This window comes from Natranaerobius thermophilus JW/NM-WN-LF, assembly GCF_000020005.1.
Taxonomy (GTDB): domain Bacteria; phylum Bacillota; class Natranaerobiia; order Natranaerobiales; family Natranaerobiaceae; genus Natranaerobius; species Natranaerobius thermophilus.
In genome coordinates, this window is sequence record NC_010718.1 from 260,631 (window position 1) to 277,936 (window position 17,306).

At 32.3% G+C, this 17,306-nt stretch carries 17 protein-coding genes and 1 riboswitch; of the genes, 16 read left to right on the forward strand and 1 reads right to left on the reverse strand.

Features of this window, described 5'->3' with window-relative positions:
• From NTHER_RS01370 to NTHER_RS01405, 8 genes are all read left to right on the forward strand, one after another.
• A complete protein-coding gene (locus tag NTHER_RS01370; RefSeq protein ID WP_012446735.1) occupies positions 1-1,893 on the forward strand; it encodes a TnsD family Tn7-like transposition protein in 1,893 nt (630 codons plus the stop codon).
• Positions 1,886-3,409 (forward strand): Tn7-like element transposition protein TnsE, encoded by a 1,524-nt coding sequence (locus NTHER_RS01375; protein ID WP_012446736.1) that lies wholly within the window; start codon positions 1,886-1,888, stop codon positions 3,407-3,409. The genes NTHER_RS01370 and NTHER_RS01375 overlap by 8 nt, the downstream gene beginning before the upstream one ends.
• 306 nt (positions 3,410-3,715) lie before the next feature.
• A riboswitch (cyclic di-AMP (ydaO/yuaA leader) is annotated at positions 3,716-3,877 on the forward strand.
• 82 nt (positions 3,878-3,959) lie between these two features.
• Positions 3,960-5,798, forward strand: a complete 1,839-nt coding sequence (locus NTHER_RS01380; protein ID WP_012446737.1) for an ATP-binding protein — start codon at positions 3,960-3,962, stop codon at positions 5,796-5,798.
• A 39-nt stretch (positions 5,799-5,837) separates the two neighbouring features.
• Positions 5,838-6,218 (forward strand): response regulator transcription factor, encoded by a 381-nt coding sequence (locus NTHER_RS01385; protein ID WP_012446738.1) that lies wholly within the window; start codon positions 5,838-5,840, stop codon positions 6,216-6,218.
• Positions 6,211-6,930 (forward strand): response regulator, encoded by a 720-nt coding sequence (locus NTHER_RS01390; RefSeq protein ID WP_012446739.1) that lies wholly within the window; start codon positions 6,211-6,213, stop codon positions 6,928-6,930. Before NTHER_RS01385 ends, NTHER_RS01390 begins: the two co-directional genes overlap by 8 nt.
• Positions 6,917-7,333, forward strand: coding sequence for a potassium channel family protein (locus tag NTHER_RS01395; RefSeq protein WP_012446740.1), 417 nt, complete (start codon positions 6,917-6,919; stop codon positions 7,331-7,333). Before NTHER_RS01390 ends, NTHER_RS01395 begins: the two co-directional genes overlap by 14 nt.
• 35 nt (positions 7,334-7,368) lie before the next feature.
• The gene (locus NTHER_RS01400; RefSeq protein ID WP_012446741.1) at positions 7,369-8,034 is read left to right on the forward strand and encodes a potassium channel family protein; all 666 of its coding nucleotides are present in this window, start codon (positions 7,369-7,371) and stop codon (positions 8,032-8,034) included.
• A gap of 1 nt (position 8,035) precedes the next feature.
• Positions 8,036-9,520, forward strand: coding sequence for a TrkH family potassium uptake protein (locus tag NTHER_RS01405; RefSeq protein ID WP_041367282.1), 1,485 nt, complete (start codon positions 8,036-8,038; stop codon positions 9,518-9,520).
• 213 nt (positions 9,521-9,733) lie between these two features.
• Here the strand turns inward: NTHER_RS01405 and NTHER_RS01410 are convergent, their stop codons facing one another.
• Entirely contained in the window at positions 9,734-9,997 is a 264-nt protein-coding gene (locus NTHER_RS01410; RefSeq protein WP_041367283.1) for an IS3 family transposase, read from the reverse strand.
• Positions 9,998-11,201: 1,204 nt separating this feature from the next.
• On the opposite strand from NTHER_RS01410, the gene NTHER_RS01415 reads away from it, so the two are divergent.
• The 8 genes from NTHER_RS01415 to NTHER_RS01445 all read left to right on the forward strand — a co-directional run bounded on the left by NTHER_RS01415 (position 11,202) and on the right by NTHER_RS01445 (position 17,301).
• Positions 11,202-11,732 (forward strand): sigma-70 family RNA polymerase sigma factor, encoded by a 531-nt coding sequence (locus tag NTHER_RS01415; protein ID WP_041366802.1) that lies wholly within the window; start codon positions 11,202-11,204, stop codon positions 11,730-11,732.
• The gene (locus NTHER_RS01420) at positions 11,722-12,648 is read left to right on the forward strand and encodes a hypothetical protein (protein WP_012446745.1); all 927 of its coding nucleotides are present in this window, start codon (positions 11,722-11,724) and stop codon (positions 12,646-12,648) included. The genes NTHER_RS01415 and NTHER_RS01420 overlap by 11 nt, the downstream gene beginning before the upstream one ends.
• A 408-nt stretch (positions 12,649-13,056) precedes the next feature.
• Positions 13,057-13,881 (forward strand): DUF4830 domain-containing protein, encoded by an 825-nt coding sequence (locus tag NTHER_RS14975; RefSeq protein WP_052291928.1) that lies wholly within the window; start codon positions 13,057-13,059, stop codon positions 13,879-13,881.
• Positions 13,882-13,883: 2 nt separating this feature from the next.
• Positions 13,884-14,006 (forward strand): DUF4829 domain-containing protein, encoded by a 123-nt coding sequence (locus tag NTHER_RS16330; protein WP_274377059.1) that lies wholly within the window; start codon positions 13,884-13,886, stop codon positions 14,004-14,006.
• A 260-nt stretch (positions 14,007-14,266) separates the two neighbouring features.
• On the forward strand, positions 14,267-14,635 hold the full coding sequence (locus NTHER_RS15530) for an RNA polymerase sigma factor (protein WP_012446746.1): 369 nt from the start codon (positions 14,267-14,269) through the stop codon (positions 14,633-14,635).
• A 154-nt stretch (positions 14,636-14,789) separates the two neighbouring features.
• Complete coding sequence (locus tag NTHER_RS01435) at positions 14,790-15,380, forward strand: hypothetical protein (protein WP_012446747.1); 591 nt, start codon at positions 14,790-14,792, stop codon at positions 15,378-15,380.
• Positions 15,381-15,643: 263 nt separating this feature from the next.
• Positions 15,644-16,480, forward strand: a complete 837-nt coding sequence (locus tag NTHER_RS01440) for a hypothetical protein (protein WP_012446748.1) — start codon at positions 15,644-15,646, stop codon at positions 16,478-16,480.
• 119 nt (positions 16,481-16,599) lie between these two features.
• A complete protein-coding gene (locus NTHER_RS01445; RefSeq protein WP_148206788.1) occupies positions 16,600-17,301 on the forward strand; it encodes a hypothetical protein in 702 nt (233 codons plus the stop codon).
• Positions 17,302-17,306: the final 5 nt, after the last annotated feature.

Below are 17,306 nucleotides of genomic sequence, written 5' to 3' on the forward strand. Positions count from 1 at the left end.
ATGCTTACTTTTTTTACTGACCCCTATAAAGATGAACTACTTTATTCTGCTTTTGCTAGATATCATTTTTTGTCTGGAAATATTGATTTAAAGGATACTTTACGAGAATTATTTGGAAAAGATTCTGTTATACCAAATTTTGAACTAGGAAGTAACCTTAATGTACTTTGCCAGAAAATTGGTACTCATTATAACGCTATGGAATTAATTAAGAAACATACAGTATTCCCATATTATAGTCCATTCCTTCCCGAACAAAGAAAACAGGAGATAATAAATAATATTTGCACTTCTGATGCAGTCGGTATATTCAACAAAATTGGAATTATAGCAGGAAGCATATCTGGTAAAGAAGGGATCTGGTATTGTCCTGACTGTGCAGGTAATGATTTAAAAGAGTTTGGTGAAGTTTATATACATCGTGAACATCAACTCCAAGGTATTTGGTTGTGTCCTCATCATGATTGTTTTTTGTTAAGGTATCCATTTGATAAAACTAATACGAGTAGGATTGAATATATAAAATTAAATGACGATCTTATGCTTAAAGATTGTAATAGAGCTGAAGATACTGATTTACACAGTAAGCATAAGCTTGTATCCAAGGCTGCATACTTTCTTTTGAATAATGATCTGTCTGAAGCTAACAAGGATACCATTTTAAAAAGATACAAGAGCTTATTATTTGATAGAGATTTAGCTAACACAAACTTGAGAGTGAGGCAGAAGGATTTACATAACAGCCTTGTGGGGTACTTTGGTGAGCACTTTTTAAATGTTCTTCAGTCTTTACCGGATGAAAATGACGAGTATAACTGGCTTCGTGTAGCCACTAGAAATGTTAAAAGAACAGTTCCTCCTTTGAGGCATATTTTATTAATCACTTTCCTAACAGACGGTCACATAGAGAGATTTTTTGATGATATTAAAGTTGAAAACAAACCTTTTGGGGGTGGCCCCTGGCCTTGCCTTAACACTGCTTCAAACCATTACAAGAAAAATGTAATTAACGAAGTTACAGTAGCAGCTGATTATAAAACTAGAAAACCTGTAGGTACTTTTGAATGTTCTTGTGGTTTCACTTATTCTAGAAGAGGGCCGGATAAATCAAATAGTGATAAATACAGAATTGGTCGGATTAAAAATTTTGGTCCTATTTGGGAAGGACGATTAAGATATTTATTAGAGCAGGGAAGTTTAAGCCAGAATGCTATAGCTAAAGAGCTCAATTGCGCTTCAGGGACAGTAAAAAAATACAAGCAAAAGCTTTTTTCTGAGGGTCGTAGTACCTCTAAAAGTAACGATATAATGAAGAAAACTAAAAGTTACGGTAGAAATTTGCTTGAAAAGTATAAAGGGTTAATTGAAAATTGTGTCTGTAGTAAAAAACTTTCTAGGACAGAGATACGCACTCAGTTTAGTAAAGAATATACATATCTTTACCGTCATGACAGAGATTGGTTGTTTGCTACTATGCCTCCTGCCAAAAAACCGGTGGCTATACCTAATAATAGAGTGAATTGGCAAGAAAGAGATGAAAAATTATTAGAAGCTTATAAAAAGGCATATTCTAAGCTCCTTAACTTGGACGAACCAATAAGAATTACTAAAACAAGACTTGGAAGAGAAACAGGCACATTAAGTTTGATTCAAAATAATTCCAACAAATTGCCTTTATCTACTGCATATTTAGAGTCAATATCTGAAACCAAACAAGCCTTTCAGATACGTAGATGTACAAATATTATTGAAAATAAAATTAAAGAAGGTTTGCCTGTTAGACTTTGGGAAATGCAAAGAGAAGCAGGTTTAAATAAAGAAGATTTTAAGAAGCTCAAACCAGAATTAGAAAGGATTATTGATAGTATAAAGGGGGCCATTAGAAGTGAGTAAACCAAGAATAAGAACTAAGGATTGGCCCTTTGCTAAGAATGTGAAAGCGCGGCTCATGAGAATTAGTAAACCGTATAAAAAGGAGAATAGGTGGTATATCGATGCTTTATTTTATTCCCATAAAACTAAAAGAGTAAGATTAGATATAGCAAGACTATTGAGACTTCACCTCGGGGGTACATACAAAGATGGTGAGTTCATAGGATTTGAATCAGCCATTGAAATGGATATTTCCATACCTAATTCAGTAATTAAAAATAGAAAAATCACCCCATTTCTAAACAAGGATAAATATAATAAAGAATTTGATTACTATACATTTGGAATTCCCTATAAGGATCATTTCATTGTTATTCCAATAATAGAGCTTGTGCGCGCTGTACTATTGCCTGATACCTTTTGGATGAATCAAGTAACACAACTGGATGCACTAGATACTTCTTTTGTTAGCTCTATGAGTTCTGAGGTTTTACAAGTTCAGTTTGATCCGAGTATTAATGTATCCTACGTAAAGCTAAATGAAAAAATCAATCATCTGGCTTGGATAATGACTAACTCAAATATCTTTAATATGATAGCTGAATTATATAATAATGTTAGTAATGGACAAGGTTTCTTATTTGATTTTGGATTCACATCTTTAAATATGCAAGTGATGGCAGAACAGGTTGGTAATAAAATTTTTGTGAAGCAAATTAAATCTTTTAGAGGTAAGAAAATAAAAACTCAAAAAATTGAGGTTAGTCATCCAAAGCTATATAAGAATTCCCCTTCAAATGAAACCAGAGATCAATATCATAAAACTATTAAAATAAGCGGGGATGATAAGGTTTTGGATGCTAGTAAAGATGGAAGTTATAAAGATCAAGATATTGTCGACGAAAATATCTCAAAATCCGAATACACCAATTATGTAAAAATTACTAGAAACAAAATTCCAAAAAAGAGTAAAAAGCCAATAGAGACAGTTGAAACAGCTAAACTATATAAAGAAGATAGTAATTCCAGGACAACTTCGGATTTAGGCGGTAAAGAAGTTGTACCGCAGTTGGAGTTTCTAAATAACTTTCAGTTCTTAAATATCAATGATTTTGATGAAATTAACCAAGTATTAGATTTAATTAACGAAAGGGGTAATGTTGTAAGCGTTCAAAGACTTGTCGGAAAGTTAAAAGATCATTGGAGTTACGGATCATTTTGTGATTTAAAAGATGGTAAAAAAGAAAGAAGATATTTGCTTGGTAAAATAACTTTAAGTAACGGGACAGAGGCAGTCCTTATAGAGATCGAAAGAGAGGATCGAGCTTTAACAACATTAATGTTGGTGTCAGAAAAAACAGCTAACTGGAATAAAATATGCCACGTTGTGCTTAAAGGTCTTGTTAAGAACTCAGGCTCTTGGTCAGCAGAGGTTATAAATAAAATTAAAACAACTTATGGAATTAGAGAACACAGATTTAAGCATACAAGGACGGATATTCATAAAAAGGAGAAGAGGATTTTTTCTTTTATCTGATAATAATCTACATATAACTGGAGGGATACTTGATTAGATAAATTAAGATCTAGTTAATAGCCATATCTTGGTTTATGGTACTATCGTTGCAAACTAGGCTAATTCTTTCTGGCCACTGCTATGAGTTTATAACCGTTTTTTTAATAGCTATTAAAAAAAAAAGAAGATAGAAGATTTTTAACAGTTTAGTTAAAGAACACCAATAAATGTTGCTTGAATTTGGTAAGTATAGCTATGGAAAGTTAGTACAGAACTCTTGTCAATAATCTAATTGAATGGTATTATAGTTCTTAATCAAATTTAAATTAAATAAATACGCTTAATCCCATTGTAAAGGAGCGGGGGAACCAACTTTGCAACTTGTTGTAGTACACAGTAAGTTGCTTGGGGTGAATCCTATATTTTAGGTAGGGCTACTCTTCGGCCCGAATCCGACAGCTAACCTCGTAAGCGTTTGAAGGGGCTTACTATGTTATAAAAACCATAGGGAGTTACCCCTATGGTTTTTTAATGGAATTATTAATAACTCATACAAAAAGAAGGTGTCATTATGTTAAGAAGTATTAGAATAAAAATTTTAGGTGTTATAGCTTTGTTGCTGATAGTATTAGCTATTAACTCCTCGTGGGCAGTGAATAACTTTCAAATGTTAGATGATTCAATTGAAGCTATAATGCAGGCAAATTATAGAAGTGTGGATGCTGCTCAAAATATGATTGTAGCATTAGAAAGACAAGACAGTGCAATTTTAACCTATCTTTTCGAGGAAGATGAAGATATATCTCAAACTTTTAGGGAACATGAACGAGAGTTTATGAAATGGTTTACACTAGCTGATGATAATATTACTGAAGTTGATGAACCTGAAATTATAGAAAATATTGATAATAGTTACGCTGAATTTGCCCTAGAATTTAATAAATTACAGAACATCCAAGTTGAAGAGGGAACTGATGCAGCAAGACAACATTATTATGATCAAGTATTCCCAAAGTTTGAAGACGCAAAAGACTTTACTAGAAGACTTTTAGAGCTAAATCAAAATAAAATGTTAGAATTACAAGGTCAAGCTGAAACAAGGGCGAGTAATGCAACTAAAACAACTGCAATAATTTCAATATTAACTGTTGTAACTGGAACAGTGCTAGCACTTTATATAAGTGGTAAAATTACACGTCCAATACGAGATTTGACAAAGAAAATGGAGAAAGTTTCTCAAGGAGACTACCAACAACAATTGGATATTCAGGGCAACGATGAAATAGTAAAGTTAGCAGATTCTTTTAACACCATGGCAAAACAACTTAATGAGTATACTAAAATGAATGTATCTAAACTAAAAAGAGAAAAACAAAAGGCGGAAGCAATAGTCCAAAGCATCGGTGATGGAATAATTGTTACGAACGAAGATAATAAAATTATACTTGTAAATAAAGCAGCAGAAGATGTATTTGACATTAGAGAAAAAGAAGTTATAGATACACACTTCTTAGAAGCATTAAACAATCAAGAAATCTTTGATTTAATCAAGAAAAGTAAAGATGAGTCACAATTATACTATAAAAGCTATACAGATATTTCTATGATAAAAGATGGAGATACAAACTACTATAGGATAATTGTGAACCCAATAAAAGCCAAAGATAGTAAAACTATGGGTGTAATAACTTTAATACAAGATATTACCAAACTAAAGAAAGTTGACGAATTAAAATCTCAGTTTGTTTCAACTGTGTCTCATGAGTTTAGAACACCTTTGACATCAATTAATATGTCTATAGGTTTACTACTTGATAAAATTCCTGGTGACATAAATGATGATCAAAAAGAACTCTTGCAGGTAATACAGGAAGACAGTGAGCGTTTGAACCGTTTAGTCAATGAATTGCTAGATTTATCTAGGATAGAGTCAGGAAAAATGCAAATGGATTTTGATTATTACGATATTAAAAATATCATACAACATGCCGTAAAACCATTGCGCATTCAAGCAGAAGAAAAAAATATACAGATCAAAATTAATGTATCGGATAACCTACCTAAAGTAAGAGCTGACCACACTAAAATTGGTTGGGTTGTTTCTAACTTGGTAGGCAATGCCTTGAGATATACTCCAACAGATGGTACTGGGGTTATAAACATTGAAACCAAACAAACTGCTAATAAAATTGTCACTTCAGTAACTGATAATGGCTCAGGTATTTCAGAAGAATATCAAAAAATAATTTTTGATAAGTTTTTACAAGTAAATGGAGGAGAGTCGACCCAAGGTGGAGCTGGACTAGGTCTTGCAATCAGTCGGGAAATTGTAAGAGCTCATGGCGGTGATATGTGGGTTGACAGTGAACTTGGTGAAGGTAGTACATTCTATTTCACTTTAAATATGTAATTAAATGATATTTGTAAATTGCGAGAGGGGAGGCTTTATATGCCAAAAATATTAGTTATTGAAGATGAAAAAAATATAGTTATCCCTTTAAAGCTATATCTGCAAAAACAAGGTTTTGAGGTTCTAGTAGCCACAAATGGAGTTGACGGAGTTTCTTTAGCACAAGAAGAAAAGCCGGATGTGATTTTATTAGATATTATATTGCCTAAAATGAATGGTTATTTAGTATGTGAAGCTTTGAAGGAAAATGAAGAGACGAAACACATTCCAATTATTTTCATAACAGCTAAATCAAATGAAACAGAAATTGAAAAAGCGTTAGCGATGGGTGGGGATGATTACCTTATTAAGCCTTTTACCCATACGAAGTTATATGAAGTTATCAAGAAATATTTAAAGGAGGAGAATAGCCATGAATAAAAAGCTATTAATTGTTGATGATGAAAAGAATATTAGAATGACTCTGAAAAACTGTTTATCTTATGAGGGCTATGAATTAGAGATTGCATTGAATGGTGAAGAGGCTTTGGAAAAATTAAGAACTCAAGATTATGATTTAGTTTTACTCGACTTGAAATTACCAGGTTTAAATGGGTTACAAGTATTAGAAAAAGTTCGGGACGAAGGAAGGGATGTCAAAGTCATAATGATGACGGCTTATGGAACTGTAGAAAGAGCCGTCAATGCTATGAAGCTTGGAGCAATTGACTTTATTAATAAGCCTTTTTCACCAAATCAAATACGTGCTTTAGTTAATGATGTTCTCTCAAGGCCAAATTTAAGTGAAGAAAACTTGCAAACTTATAAAGATCATGTCGAGTTTGCAAAAAAATGTATTATTGAAAGTAATTATACAGAAGCAGAGAAACATCTAACGAAAGCTTTAGAAAAAGATTACGATAAACCAGAGCCTAATAATTTATTAGGTGTCCTCGCTGAATACAATGGTGAGCTTGGCAAAGCAAGAAAACATTATCGTGCGGCTTTAGCTTTAGACCCTTCTTATAAACCAGCAAATACTAATCTCGAACGTGTAACAAGGTTTAAATACACTAAAGACGGTATAACATTTGGGAATGAGGAAGAAAAAGGAGAGGAAGAACAAGGAGAGGATAAAAATGAAGAACAGTAATGACTACATCATTATAGTTGGTTGTGGTCGTTTAGGATCATCTTTGGCCAATAACCTTTCTATATCAAATAAAAGCGTTGTTGTAATTGATTGGAAAGAAAAAGCTTTTAATAATTTGTCAGAAGAGTTTAGTGGCTTTACCATGGAAGCTAATGTCATCGAAAAAGAGACTCTTATGAATGCCAAGGCAGATCAAGCTGATGTTTTGGTGGCAGTTACAAATGATGATAATACAAATATAATGGTAGCAGAAATTGCTAAATCAATATATGAAATACCAAATGTTATAGCAAGGCTATATGACCCTGCTAGGAAAAGAACGTATGAAGAATTAGATATAAAAACTATTAGTTCCTATGATCTAGTTTCTAAGGCATTTACTGATTTAATATTGAGCAAATAGAGAAGGTTTACTAAATATACCTGGAGGGTTTAGAGATGAAGATTATTTTAGTTGGTGGAGGAAATAAAGTACACTATCTTGCTAAAACATTTATTTCTCAAGGGCATGAGTTAACCTTGATAAATAATGAGAAAGAATACTGTCGAGATCTAGCCAAAAGGTTTGATGTAAATATTGTATACGGTGATGGTACAAAACCCAATATATTAGAAGATGCAGAAGTTTTAACTGCCGACTTAGTAATGGCTGTTACCCCAAAAGATCCAGATAACTTAGTAATATGTCAGTTAGCAAATAAAGTTTACGAAGTAGATAAAACATTTGCAATTGTTAACGATCCAGATAATATCGAAATTTTTAAAAAGCTTGGTGTAGACACGGTTATCAGTACTGCTGATATTATTACCTCATTAATCAAACAAAAAATTTCTGTTGAAGATATCTCTAATATATTTTCCCTTGAAGAAGGAAAAGTAACGGTAATGGAAGTTAAAATCAGCTCCAATTTTCCTGTAACAGGTCAAAAACTTCAAGATATACCTTTGCCTAGGCAATCTATCATAGGATGTATTATTCGAAATAGTGAATCAATTGTTCCTAGTGGAGATACTGCGATTGAAGTAGGGGATAAGCTCTTAATACTATCCTTGCCAGAAGTACAATCAAAAGTATTACAAACAATAAGAGGAAGGCTTGATTAGTATGAAATACAAAGAAATACTGATTAGAAAATATAATTATATAATAGGATATATAGGAGTAATCTTACTTGGTTTAAGTATAGCTTTACTATTACCTTTGATTTTCCTTTTTATTTTCGGGGAGGAGTCAATCCTAGTAAGAAGTTTTCTAATTCCTGCAGTTTTTTCGGCACTTTTGGGATTTATAATGAGTACTCCTATTCGCAAAGGGAATAATGACAGTCATTTAACTTTACATGAAGGTGGAGTAATTGTAGTTCTATCTTGGTTGATGGTTACTTTTATATCTGCTTTTCCGTTCTTACTTTCGGGAGAATTGAACTTTACCCAAGCACTGTTCGAGTCAGTAAGTGGTTGGACTACCACTGGCCTATCAGTTGTTGATGAGTCCGAAATTGCGAATACATTAATATTTTGGAGAAGTTTGATGCAGTACTTGGGTGGAGCAGGAATAGCTGTTACATTATTGGCAGCTATTATAGGCCCGAGCGGTGGGATGGGGCTTTACTCTGCTGAAGGCAGATCAGACAAATTATTACCTAATGTTTTTAAATCTATTAAGTTAATAATAATAATTTATCTTGGGTATACGTTCAGTGGTATCATTCTTTATATGATTGTCGGAATGCCTTGGTTTGACTCCATAATCCACTCTTTCTCGGCATTATCAACGGGAGGTTTTTCTAGTCGCCCTGAAAGTATAGGAGCTTTTGATAGTCTGGCAATAGAATTGGTAACTATTATTTTAATGATATTAGGAACAACTAATTTTGCCGCACATCATGTTTTTCTTCGTGGGAAAATAAAAGAGTTTTTTAAAATAGGTGAAATCAAGTTTATGTTTATACTTATGGGAATTACGATTCCTGTGGTGATTTTTGTCGCTTTATTTCCTTTATATGGAAATTTTGCCGAAAGTTTAAGATTTGGTACTTTTGAATTAATTTCAAGTATAACCACAACGGGTTACTCTACTGGTGTTGATTATGATAGCTGGGGGAGTTTTGCTGTTTTCGTAATTATTGTTTTGATGATTTTTGGCGGCGGTGCTGGTTCTACTGCTGGTGGTGTTAAGTTAATTAGAATTTATGTATTATTTAAATCTGTGGTTTGGCACATTCAGGAGCATTTTTTACCCAAAAATATTGTTAGAGAAAATTACATTTTGAAACCTGGAGAAAAGTTCTATGTTTATCAAAGGCATATTACCCAATTTGCTAACTTTTTGTTATTATATTTAGCAACTTATATATTAGGAGTGCTGATTTTTTTGGCTCATGGTTTTCAACTAGAAGATTCTATGTTTGAATTTGCATCAACTTTAGGAACTGTAGGTCTATCTGTAGGGCTTACTTCACCAGATGCCCCTTTATTTATTTTGTGGACGCAGATATTTGGTATGTTACTTGGTCGATTAGAATTATATATCATTTTCTTTGCTTTTATTCGAATTATTAAAGATATAAAACAATTAGTTCTTAAATAGTAAGTTCCTGACCTATAGAAATCATATATTAAATTTAATAAAAGAATTAAAAATCGTAAACTATAGAGGAATTATTTTCGCGATCACGATTTGATTCAATATGATTTTCAATTTGATAGTAAGTACTTTTAGGAAGCTTCAAAACTTTACACATGATAGCAATGGGATAGTCTTCTTTGTGTTCTTTTATAAATTCAGTTAGTTCTTGAGTGTCTACTTTTTCGCGAATATGGCCATAGCCTTTTTAAAGATTTCACTCTCCTGTTTAATACGTTGCATTTCTTTTTGCATTTCATTTATATCTTTAGGTGTTACTTCTTCTTCACCTGATTGAACTGGGGTTAATTGCTTAATCCATTTGTAAACAGTAACTTCAGTTACGCCATACTCGCTAGACAGATCTTTTACAGAACTACCTGAGTGATATAAATCAACTATTGTTTTTTTAAAGTCTTCACTGTATTTTTTACGACTCATTTTCATAGACACATCCTTTCATACTTCTATTTTATAGACTTAACTAAAATGTGTCCATGAAACTATACTAACATCAAACTTTCTTTTAATTTATAATATAGCTGGCTTAAAATGTTCAAACATTCTTTTAAAAAATAGTTAAATTAGGCTTGGGGGAGGAATTAAAAAAAGGACTTTCTGTTCAATCTTTCTTTTAATATTACAGTTGTTGTAACCCAAGAAAAAAAGCGGTAAAAAAATAAAAAAAGTGGTAAAAGAATAAAAAAAGCGGTAAAAAATTCTGGAATAATCTGCAAGGAAAAAACTAGGACACAAGAGTGTAAATCCACCCCCTTTAGGTGACGGATAAGTAGTGAAGTTGATCTTCGGTGATCATGAAATGTCACTACTGGGGGTGGATTTTTTGTGTATGAGTGTGTTGATAAATGTGTTAATAAATAAGCATTATTAAAGTGAGCTTGAGGATAAGTGGTAATTATTATTTTCATGTTCTGATGGGGTCTTGAGTTAATAATTAGTATGTCTTAAAAATTCTCTTACCACCTGACACATCAGCTTTTTAGACTCACCCAGATCCTTCATATTCTTCGAATTGTCCTCAAATTATGAGTCGTATTACCCTCAAAATTTTAAGGCGATCACCTCTTATTCACCACTCTTTTCAGAACATAAGAGACCCTTTAAGGACTAATTAAGACCATTTAAGATCATCCAAACTCCACATAAAATACTCACACATATCCCACAAATTCATTAAAACTTTCCTAAAATCTTCCTCAAAAATCCTCTATATTCTACCCAAAAAATGATTAAGCAGCCCAACCCAAAATTTAGTAAAACCTCCTAAAATTTGACCTGTTTTTTACCGCTTTTTTTATTATAAATTTAAGGATAGCTGGAAATTTTCTGGAATAATCTTGAAGAAATATGGGAGATATTAGAATAAATAGGAAGAATTTTACTTAGTTTTTACCACTTTTATTATTAAGGAAAATTTTGGGACACCTTGGGAATGGGGGTTTTGGGAGTTGGTTTTTTCCACTTTTATTCTTGTGTAACACTTAGAAAGTTATTTTTGAAAAGCAAATACATTAGGAAATTAAACCAGCTTGGTAAAATATTTCTTATAAATGAAACTTTTTGTTGTATTATCTTGTCTAATGGATGAAATAAATTGATAGCAGCAAAGGGGGTTCAAACAAAATTGACAACTGAAATACAAGTTCAAAAAGCAGTTAAAGGAGATGAAGATAGTTTTGTAAACCTGATACAGTCGAGAAAGGAAAAAATGTATCGGATAGCATTTTCATATGTGAAAAACAAAGAAGATGCTCTAGATGTAGTCCAGGAAGTAACATATAAGGTGTACATTTCAATAGATAAACTAAAGCAGCCAGAGTACTTCGATACTTGGCTTGTTAAAATAACTATCAACACTGCAGTAAATTATATTAAATCAAATAATAAGTACGTCTACATGGAGGCGAACAAGGAAGTAAGAGATAGTCGATATAATAAAGATGAGATAGTTGAGATGATGGACTTAAATAATGCTTTGGATAATTTAGAGCAAAAAAACAAAGAAATTATAATATTAAAAAGTTTTGAAGATCTCAAGTTCAAGGAAATATCAGAAATATTAGGTTATCCATTAAATACTGTTAAAACAAACTTTTATAGAGGTTTAAAGAAAATTAAAGATAATTTGGAAGGAGGTTATAATAGTGAAGGTTAAGCATAAGCTTCAGAACTTTAAAAAAGATTATCACAAAAGCATTGACATCCCTGAAGAGATTGATGATTATATAATGAAAGGAGTTGAAAAAGGAATGCAAGAAAAAGCCAGAAAAAATTTTAAAAATAAAATTAAAAAAATAAGTCTAAGTGTTGCCGCTTCTCTTTTGTTGATTTTTACAGTTAGTATTAATACAATGCCTACTTTTGCAAATGCTATGCACGATATTCCGATAGCAGGACAGTTAGTGAGGATACTACATTTTAGTGAAGAACATCAGGAAGGTGGTAAAATTACTGATGGAAGTGACGTAGAGTTTATTTCATTGGTCGAAAAGGATAACAAAGAGCACATAGTAATAAATTTTTCTCAGGACATAAAAGAAGAGGAGTTTGCAAGCCACTATGAAATTGATTACAGTGAATACCCATACACTTTAAATTTTAAAATTTCAGGTGTTAGAGAATTTTCAGCTGAGGATGAATTTGAAAAGATGAAGGACGGAAATATGATACAGGATATATATAGATTAATGACACTAGACGATTCTATGGTAAGGTTTTCAATTACTATGGATAAGCCTTTCTCATATCAAGTGACAGAATATAAAGAACCAGGACAGTTAGTTGTCACTTTAGAAGAAAAACCAGAAAGTAAAGAAGAATCTATATATTCGATTAGAAGTGAATCATATCCCTATGGTGAAAAGATTGGAATATTAGAGGAACAGCTATTTTCGCTCGATACTAGAAGGATGTTAAAAGATGAAGATGAAGAATTTTTAATAGAAGTAGATTATTTCACTAGTAAAGAAAAAGCAGAAGATAAAAAGAAAGGTTTAATAGAAGAATACCCAGTAATTTCTGATTTTGTAATAGAAAAAAGAGGACCCAATGATATACCTAAAAATTATTAAGTGAAAGATGAGCTAATCTTATATATTTGTCCCCAAAAATAAATGGTAAAAAATTTAAATCCACCCCTAAGGTGATGTATATTATGCTTCAAAGCTATAGAATATCACCTCTGGGGTGGACTTTTTTTGTCGATAAAGAAAATTTTTCATTTATTACCAACTTTTTTTATGCTTCAGACGTTAAATAAGCGTAAGACAAAAAGATAGCTATCTTTTACCAACAAAATATACATAAAGGAGTAGAACTTGTTATGCTGGAACTGATAAACTAAAGTCAACAAATTTTGATAAATAGTTCTGAACAGAATTTACCGACATATTCCTTAATATGATATAATTAACTGGAAAATTTATATCAGAATGAGGATACAGTGAAGGGATGCGACGGTATGGAGGTGTTGGTTTACTTTGAAGTGCGTACTCTTATATACCATGATTGCTATCACAATCTTTCTGATAGGGTGTGATGGCATTAATGAAGAAGAAAGCTTTCAGCCCGATGACCAGATAAGCGAAGAAAAAATCAAACAAGAAGACAAAGACTTTTTAAATGATTATGATTGGACCATTACTGAAGCAATTAATTCTATAAGCGTTACTCTACCTGAAAATTTCCTCCATGAACCTGGGGAGTTTCCAAAAGTGATTTATTGGGCTTATAATAATGAATTGAATAAAGATATTGGAAAAGATTTAGAACCTTATTTAGGTAATGAAGTTACTGTTAATCTATATGATATAGAAGAAGATTTACCAGAGTTTATGAGTCCGAGAGAAGATTCAGGTAGAGCAATTATAGTTCGCTATGAAGATGATATTATCGGAGCCTGGCTTGGTGCAGGAAGGCACGACGATTTTGCCTGTTCTTTAAAAGGGAATAGCTTTGAAGAAGTAGTGGGTAAAACATGGGACGAATGGGTTTACACCATAATTGACGCTAACCATCCAAAAGAGGAAGAGTTGGCAGGACTAGGTGCAGAAGAAGTCGTCAAGGAATACTGGCAGGCTGCAGATATGGGTGATTACGATAAGGCGTATTCACTTTTAAGCAGATGCAACATTAAAGACTATCTATTTATGAATATGGATAACAAGGAAATCTATAATCATAATTTTCAACAAGCAGTAATAGGAGGACTCTACAATATCGAATCGGTTGAGATGTTAGAAATTGAAGAAATAGACCATCTGAATCCAGGCAAAACCAACGAGATAAAAAGCAGTTTAGAGTGACAGTGGATAAAGAAGTAAGTGAAATAATCACCCATGATAGTGGCAAGCAAACTCGTTTTATGACACTAATTAAAGAGACACCTGAAATAGGATGGCGAATACAGGGTGTTGGTACTGGTCCATAGAATGAGAAAGAATTATAAATTCTTTGCAACAATTTTAGCTTTTGATAGTTATCACTTAGGAGAGAATTTGCCTTTATGAAAACGATTAAAATTTGCTGTTTTTTTGATATGATAGTTGTGAAAGGGTGACCATCTTGTAGTTAGAGATTACAAAAGACGAGCTATCTGATTTAGTAAAAGAGGCAGCAAAAGATCCCAATGCATTTGGTACATTATATGATTACTTCTTTCCTAAAATTTATCAATATATTTATGATAGTGTGGGTGATATCGAATTAACAGAACTATTAGTATCAGAGACATTTTACCAGGTATTGTCTGAGATAACAAACTTGCGTTCTACGAATAACTTTCATACCTATGTGTTTACTGTAGCCAGAGAGCTAATATTAGCCAGGTGTGATAGCAATAGTTCTGACTCAAAAATTCCTGCTTATTTTAAATATTTTCATGATCATAAGCTTTTTAAATCATTTAAAAAACTTACCGATAGACAACAAGAAGTAATTTATTTACGCTTTTGTCAAAGATTGAACAGTAATGAGATTTCTGAAATCACCGATTCACAAGAGCAAGAAGTAAAAAATCTGCTCTATACAGGGTTGAAAAAATTAGCGAAAGTTATTTGATCATGTTTGTTTTTTTAGTTTTATAGGTCTCTTTGTAGCTGGAATAATTGGTGAAAGTCAAACAGAAGTTATAGAGGGTGGGAAGCTGATAAAAGGAGGCGATTTTATTAGGCTAAACAGTGTTTACAAATTTTTAGTAGTATTAGTAAGTTCAATGATAATATTTAGTGTTGGATGTAATGATGAAGATCATGATGCTGACAAAAAAATAAACATCTCACAGAATACTGATTCAAAGTATGAAAAAACGTTTGAAAATTTAAGTCTTGGTAGATTATTTGATTTTAATTTTAAACTTCCAAACCCAGACGAAAGTTGGATAGAAATATGGGTTGAAGGGTATAAAGAGGGAGAACCTGTTGAACCCTTTCCACTTGCAAAACTTTCTTATGGATTAGGCCCTAGTGAAGAGGCAGAGGGGAATTTAGGAGCTGGATTTCTAGAACTAGATAGCGATAATCCTCAAATATTTATTTACTCAAAAGGTGCTCAAAGCAAGCCTGTCGATATAGATAATGATTTATTTAGTGATATAAATGCTAAAAGCTGGGATTATGCCATTGATGATGAAGAAGTAGGTTTGAATTTTGGAGAAGAAAAGGTATTGGCAGTTTACCGACTAGGCAAAGACTCTATGAGAGCAAGCTATGACTATCAAGATTCAGATGAATTAGACAAGATGATAAAAGAAGATGCAGTAGTTTTCGTAATGAAAATTGTGGTAGAGGAAAGGGAAGATTTGTAAGTGATGCTTTTAATAGTTGCATATTATTGGGTGATAGCATCGCAATTAATAATTATGCATAAATCAGAATCACTTTAGAGTTAGGTGAATTAAAATATAATCGAAAGTAATTAGTGTAAGGTGGTAGATTCATGATAGAGGGTTTAATACCAATCACCTTTCTAAGATATTTACTGTGAAACAGTTGATAATAAATGAATAAAATTTATTTTTCTATACTTGTTATTTTTTGAATTAAATCTATAGATCGGAGGTGGTTATTTTTGTCTAACACAAAGCGTCTTTTAACAATTTTTGTTATATTGGCAATTACAATTGTTATATCTAGTTGTAACGAACAAGAAGAATTGGAAATCGAGGATGATTTGTTGACAAAATCAAAAATATTAGAGGTGCTAGAAGAAGAATACGAACTTGAGGAAATAGAAGCAAAATCTCCTGTAGATGAGTTAAAAGAGGAAAGCAATATGATTGATGCATCATATCAATTTGATGACTTACCAGGAGAGCTATTCATTTATATTTTTGAGTCTATTGAAGAGAGAAATGAGCATTTTTCACATGAATTTTCTTATACTAGACCTCTAGAGGAGGAGCAGGGAGTAGATTATTCCGCCTATAATGCTCAAAATGCTGCTATTGTTTATAGGCCACTAGATCAAGAAAATGTATTAGGACAAACTGCCCAATTAAGCGAAATTATTTTATATCAATTGAATGATATAAACGAAACAAGCTATAAAGGAGAAGGCGAAAACTGGCAGGTAGAATTAAATGCTTCTTATTATGATTATGAATTAGAGACTGAAGATGAAAATGACATTTTTGGGTTGTTGACATATGAAATATATTATAAAGGTGATAATCACGATGAAGTTATCGATATGATGTTATATTTTCCTCATAGTGATGGCCAAGGTAAAGCAGGAGGCGGTAGAGGTGCGGGAGAACCTTTCTTAGAGAAAGGAGAACCTGTAAAATTAGACTTTTCAGGTAAAACCCTACCCGATGGCTTAGGCAATGACCAAACGGAAGTAATCATTGAATGGGAAGAAGACAGTGAACAACTAGAAGAAGTTATTACATTGGGGAAAGAATGATTAAATAAAAAATATTTTAAGTTCTTTACACTAAAATGTTAAATAATACGTATCATCTGACTACTGCGGCACATTTGATATTTTATCTTAATTAATTTATGGAGGGTGGATTGATAAAATTGAATAACAAATTTTTTGTTTCTTTACTAATTTTTATTGTGACTGCTTCACTTATAGCAATAGGTTGTACAGAAACTGAAAATAAAGTATCCGAAGAAAAAAAGGAGGAGCTAGAAAGTGAAATTACTGATTTAGAAAATGAAATAGATGACTTAGAAACGAGATTAGATGAATACTCTGAACTGCCAAGAGAGTTAAGTTTTGCTGAAAAAGCAGCTGACGATTATACAATCTTTTTAGAAAAAGCTTTGGAAAATTTAAACGAGGAAGAAGTTAAAGAGGTTGCTAAACAAGGGTATCAACATGAGCTGACAATTAGACCAACTGGAACTACTAAGAATCGAGAAGAAATACCATCAGATGGAAGAGTAAAAACTGCTTTAGACGAATTTTCTGTAGAAATTAGTGAAAAGCAGCGGGCTATTCCAGACATTGGTGATTCTTTTATAAAAAAAGCTGAAGAAAACAAATTAGAGCACAGTGAAAATTATCCCTCAGAACAAGAATTGTTAGTAGTTAAAACAGAAGGAGTTGACTATAAACATGGAGTATCGAGTAGTCCTATAGATCGAGGGCACTCCTTTTGGTTAACATTCGAGGAAATAGAAAAAGGAAAAACATTAGAAATAGAAGTAGATTCTCAAATTAAAGAGAGAGTAGGCTTAAAAACTGATGTGTTAGAAATTGAAGTAGAGGAGTAGATAGT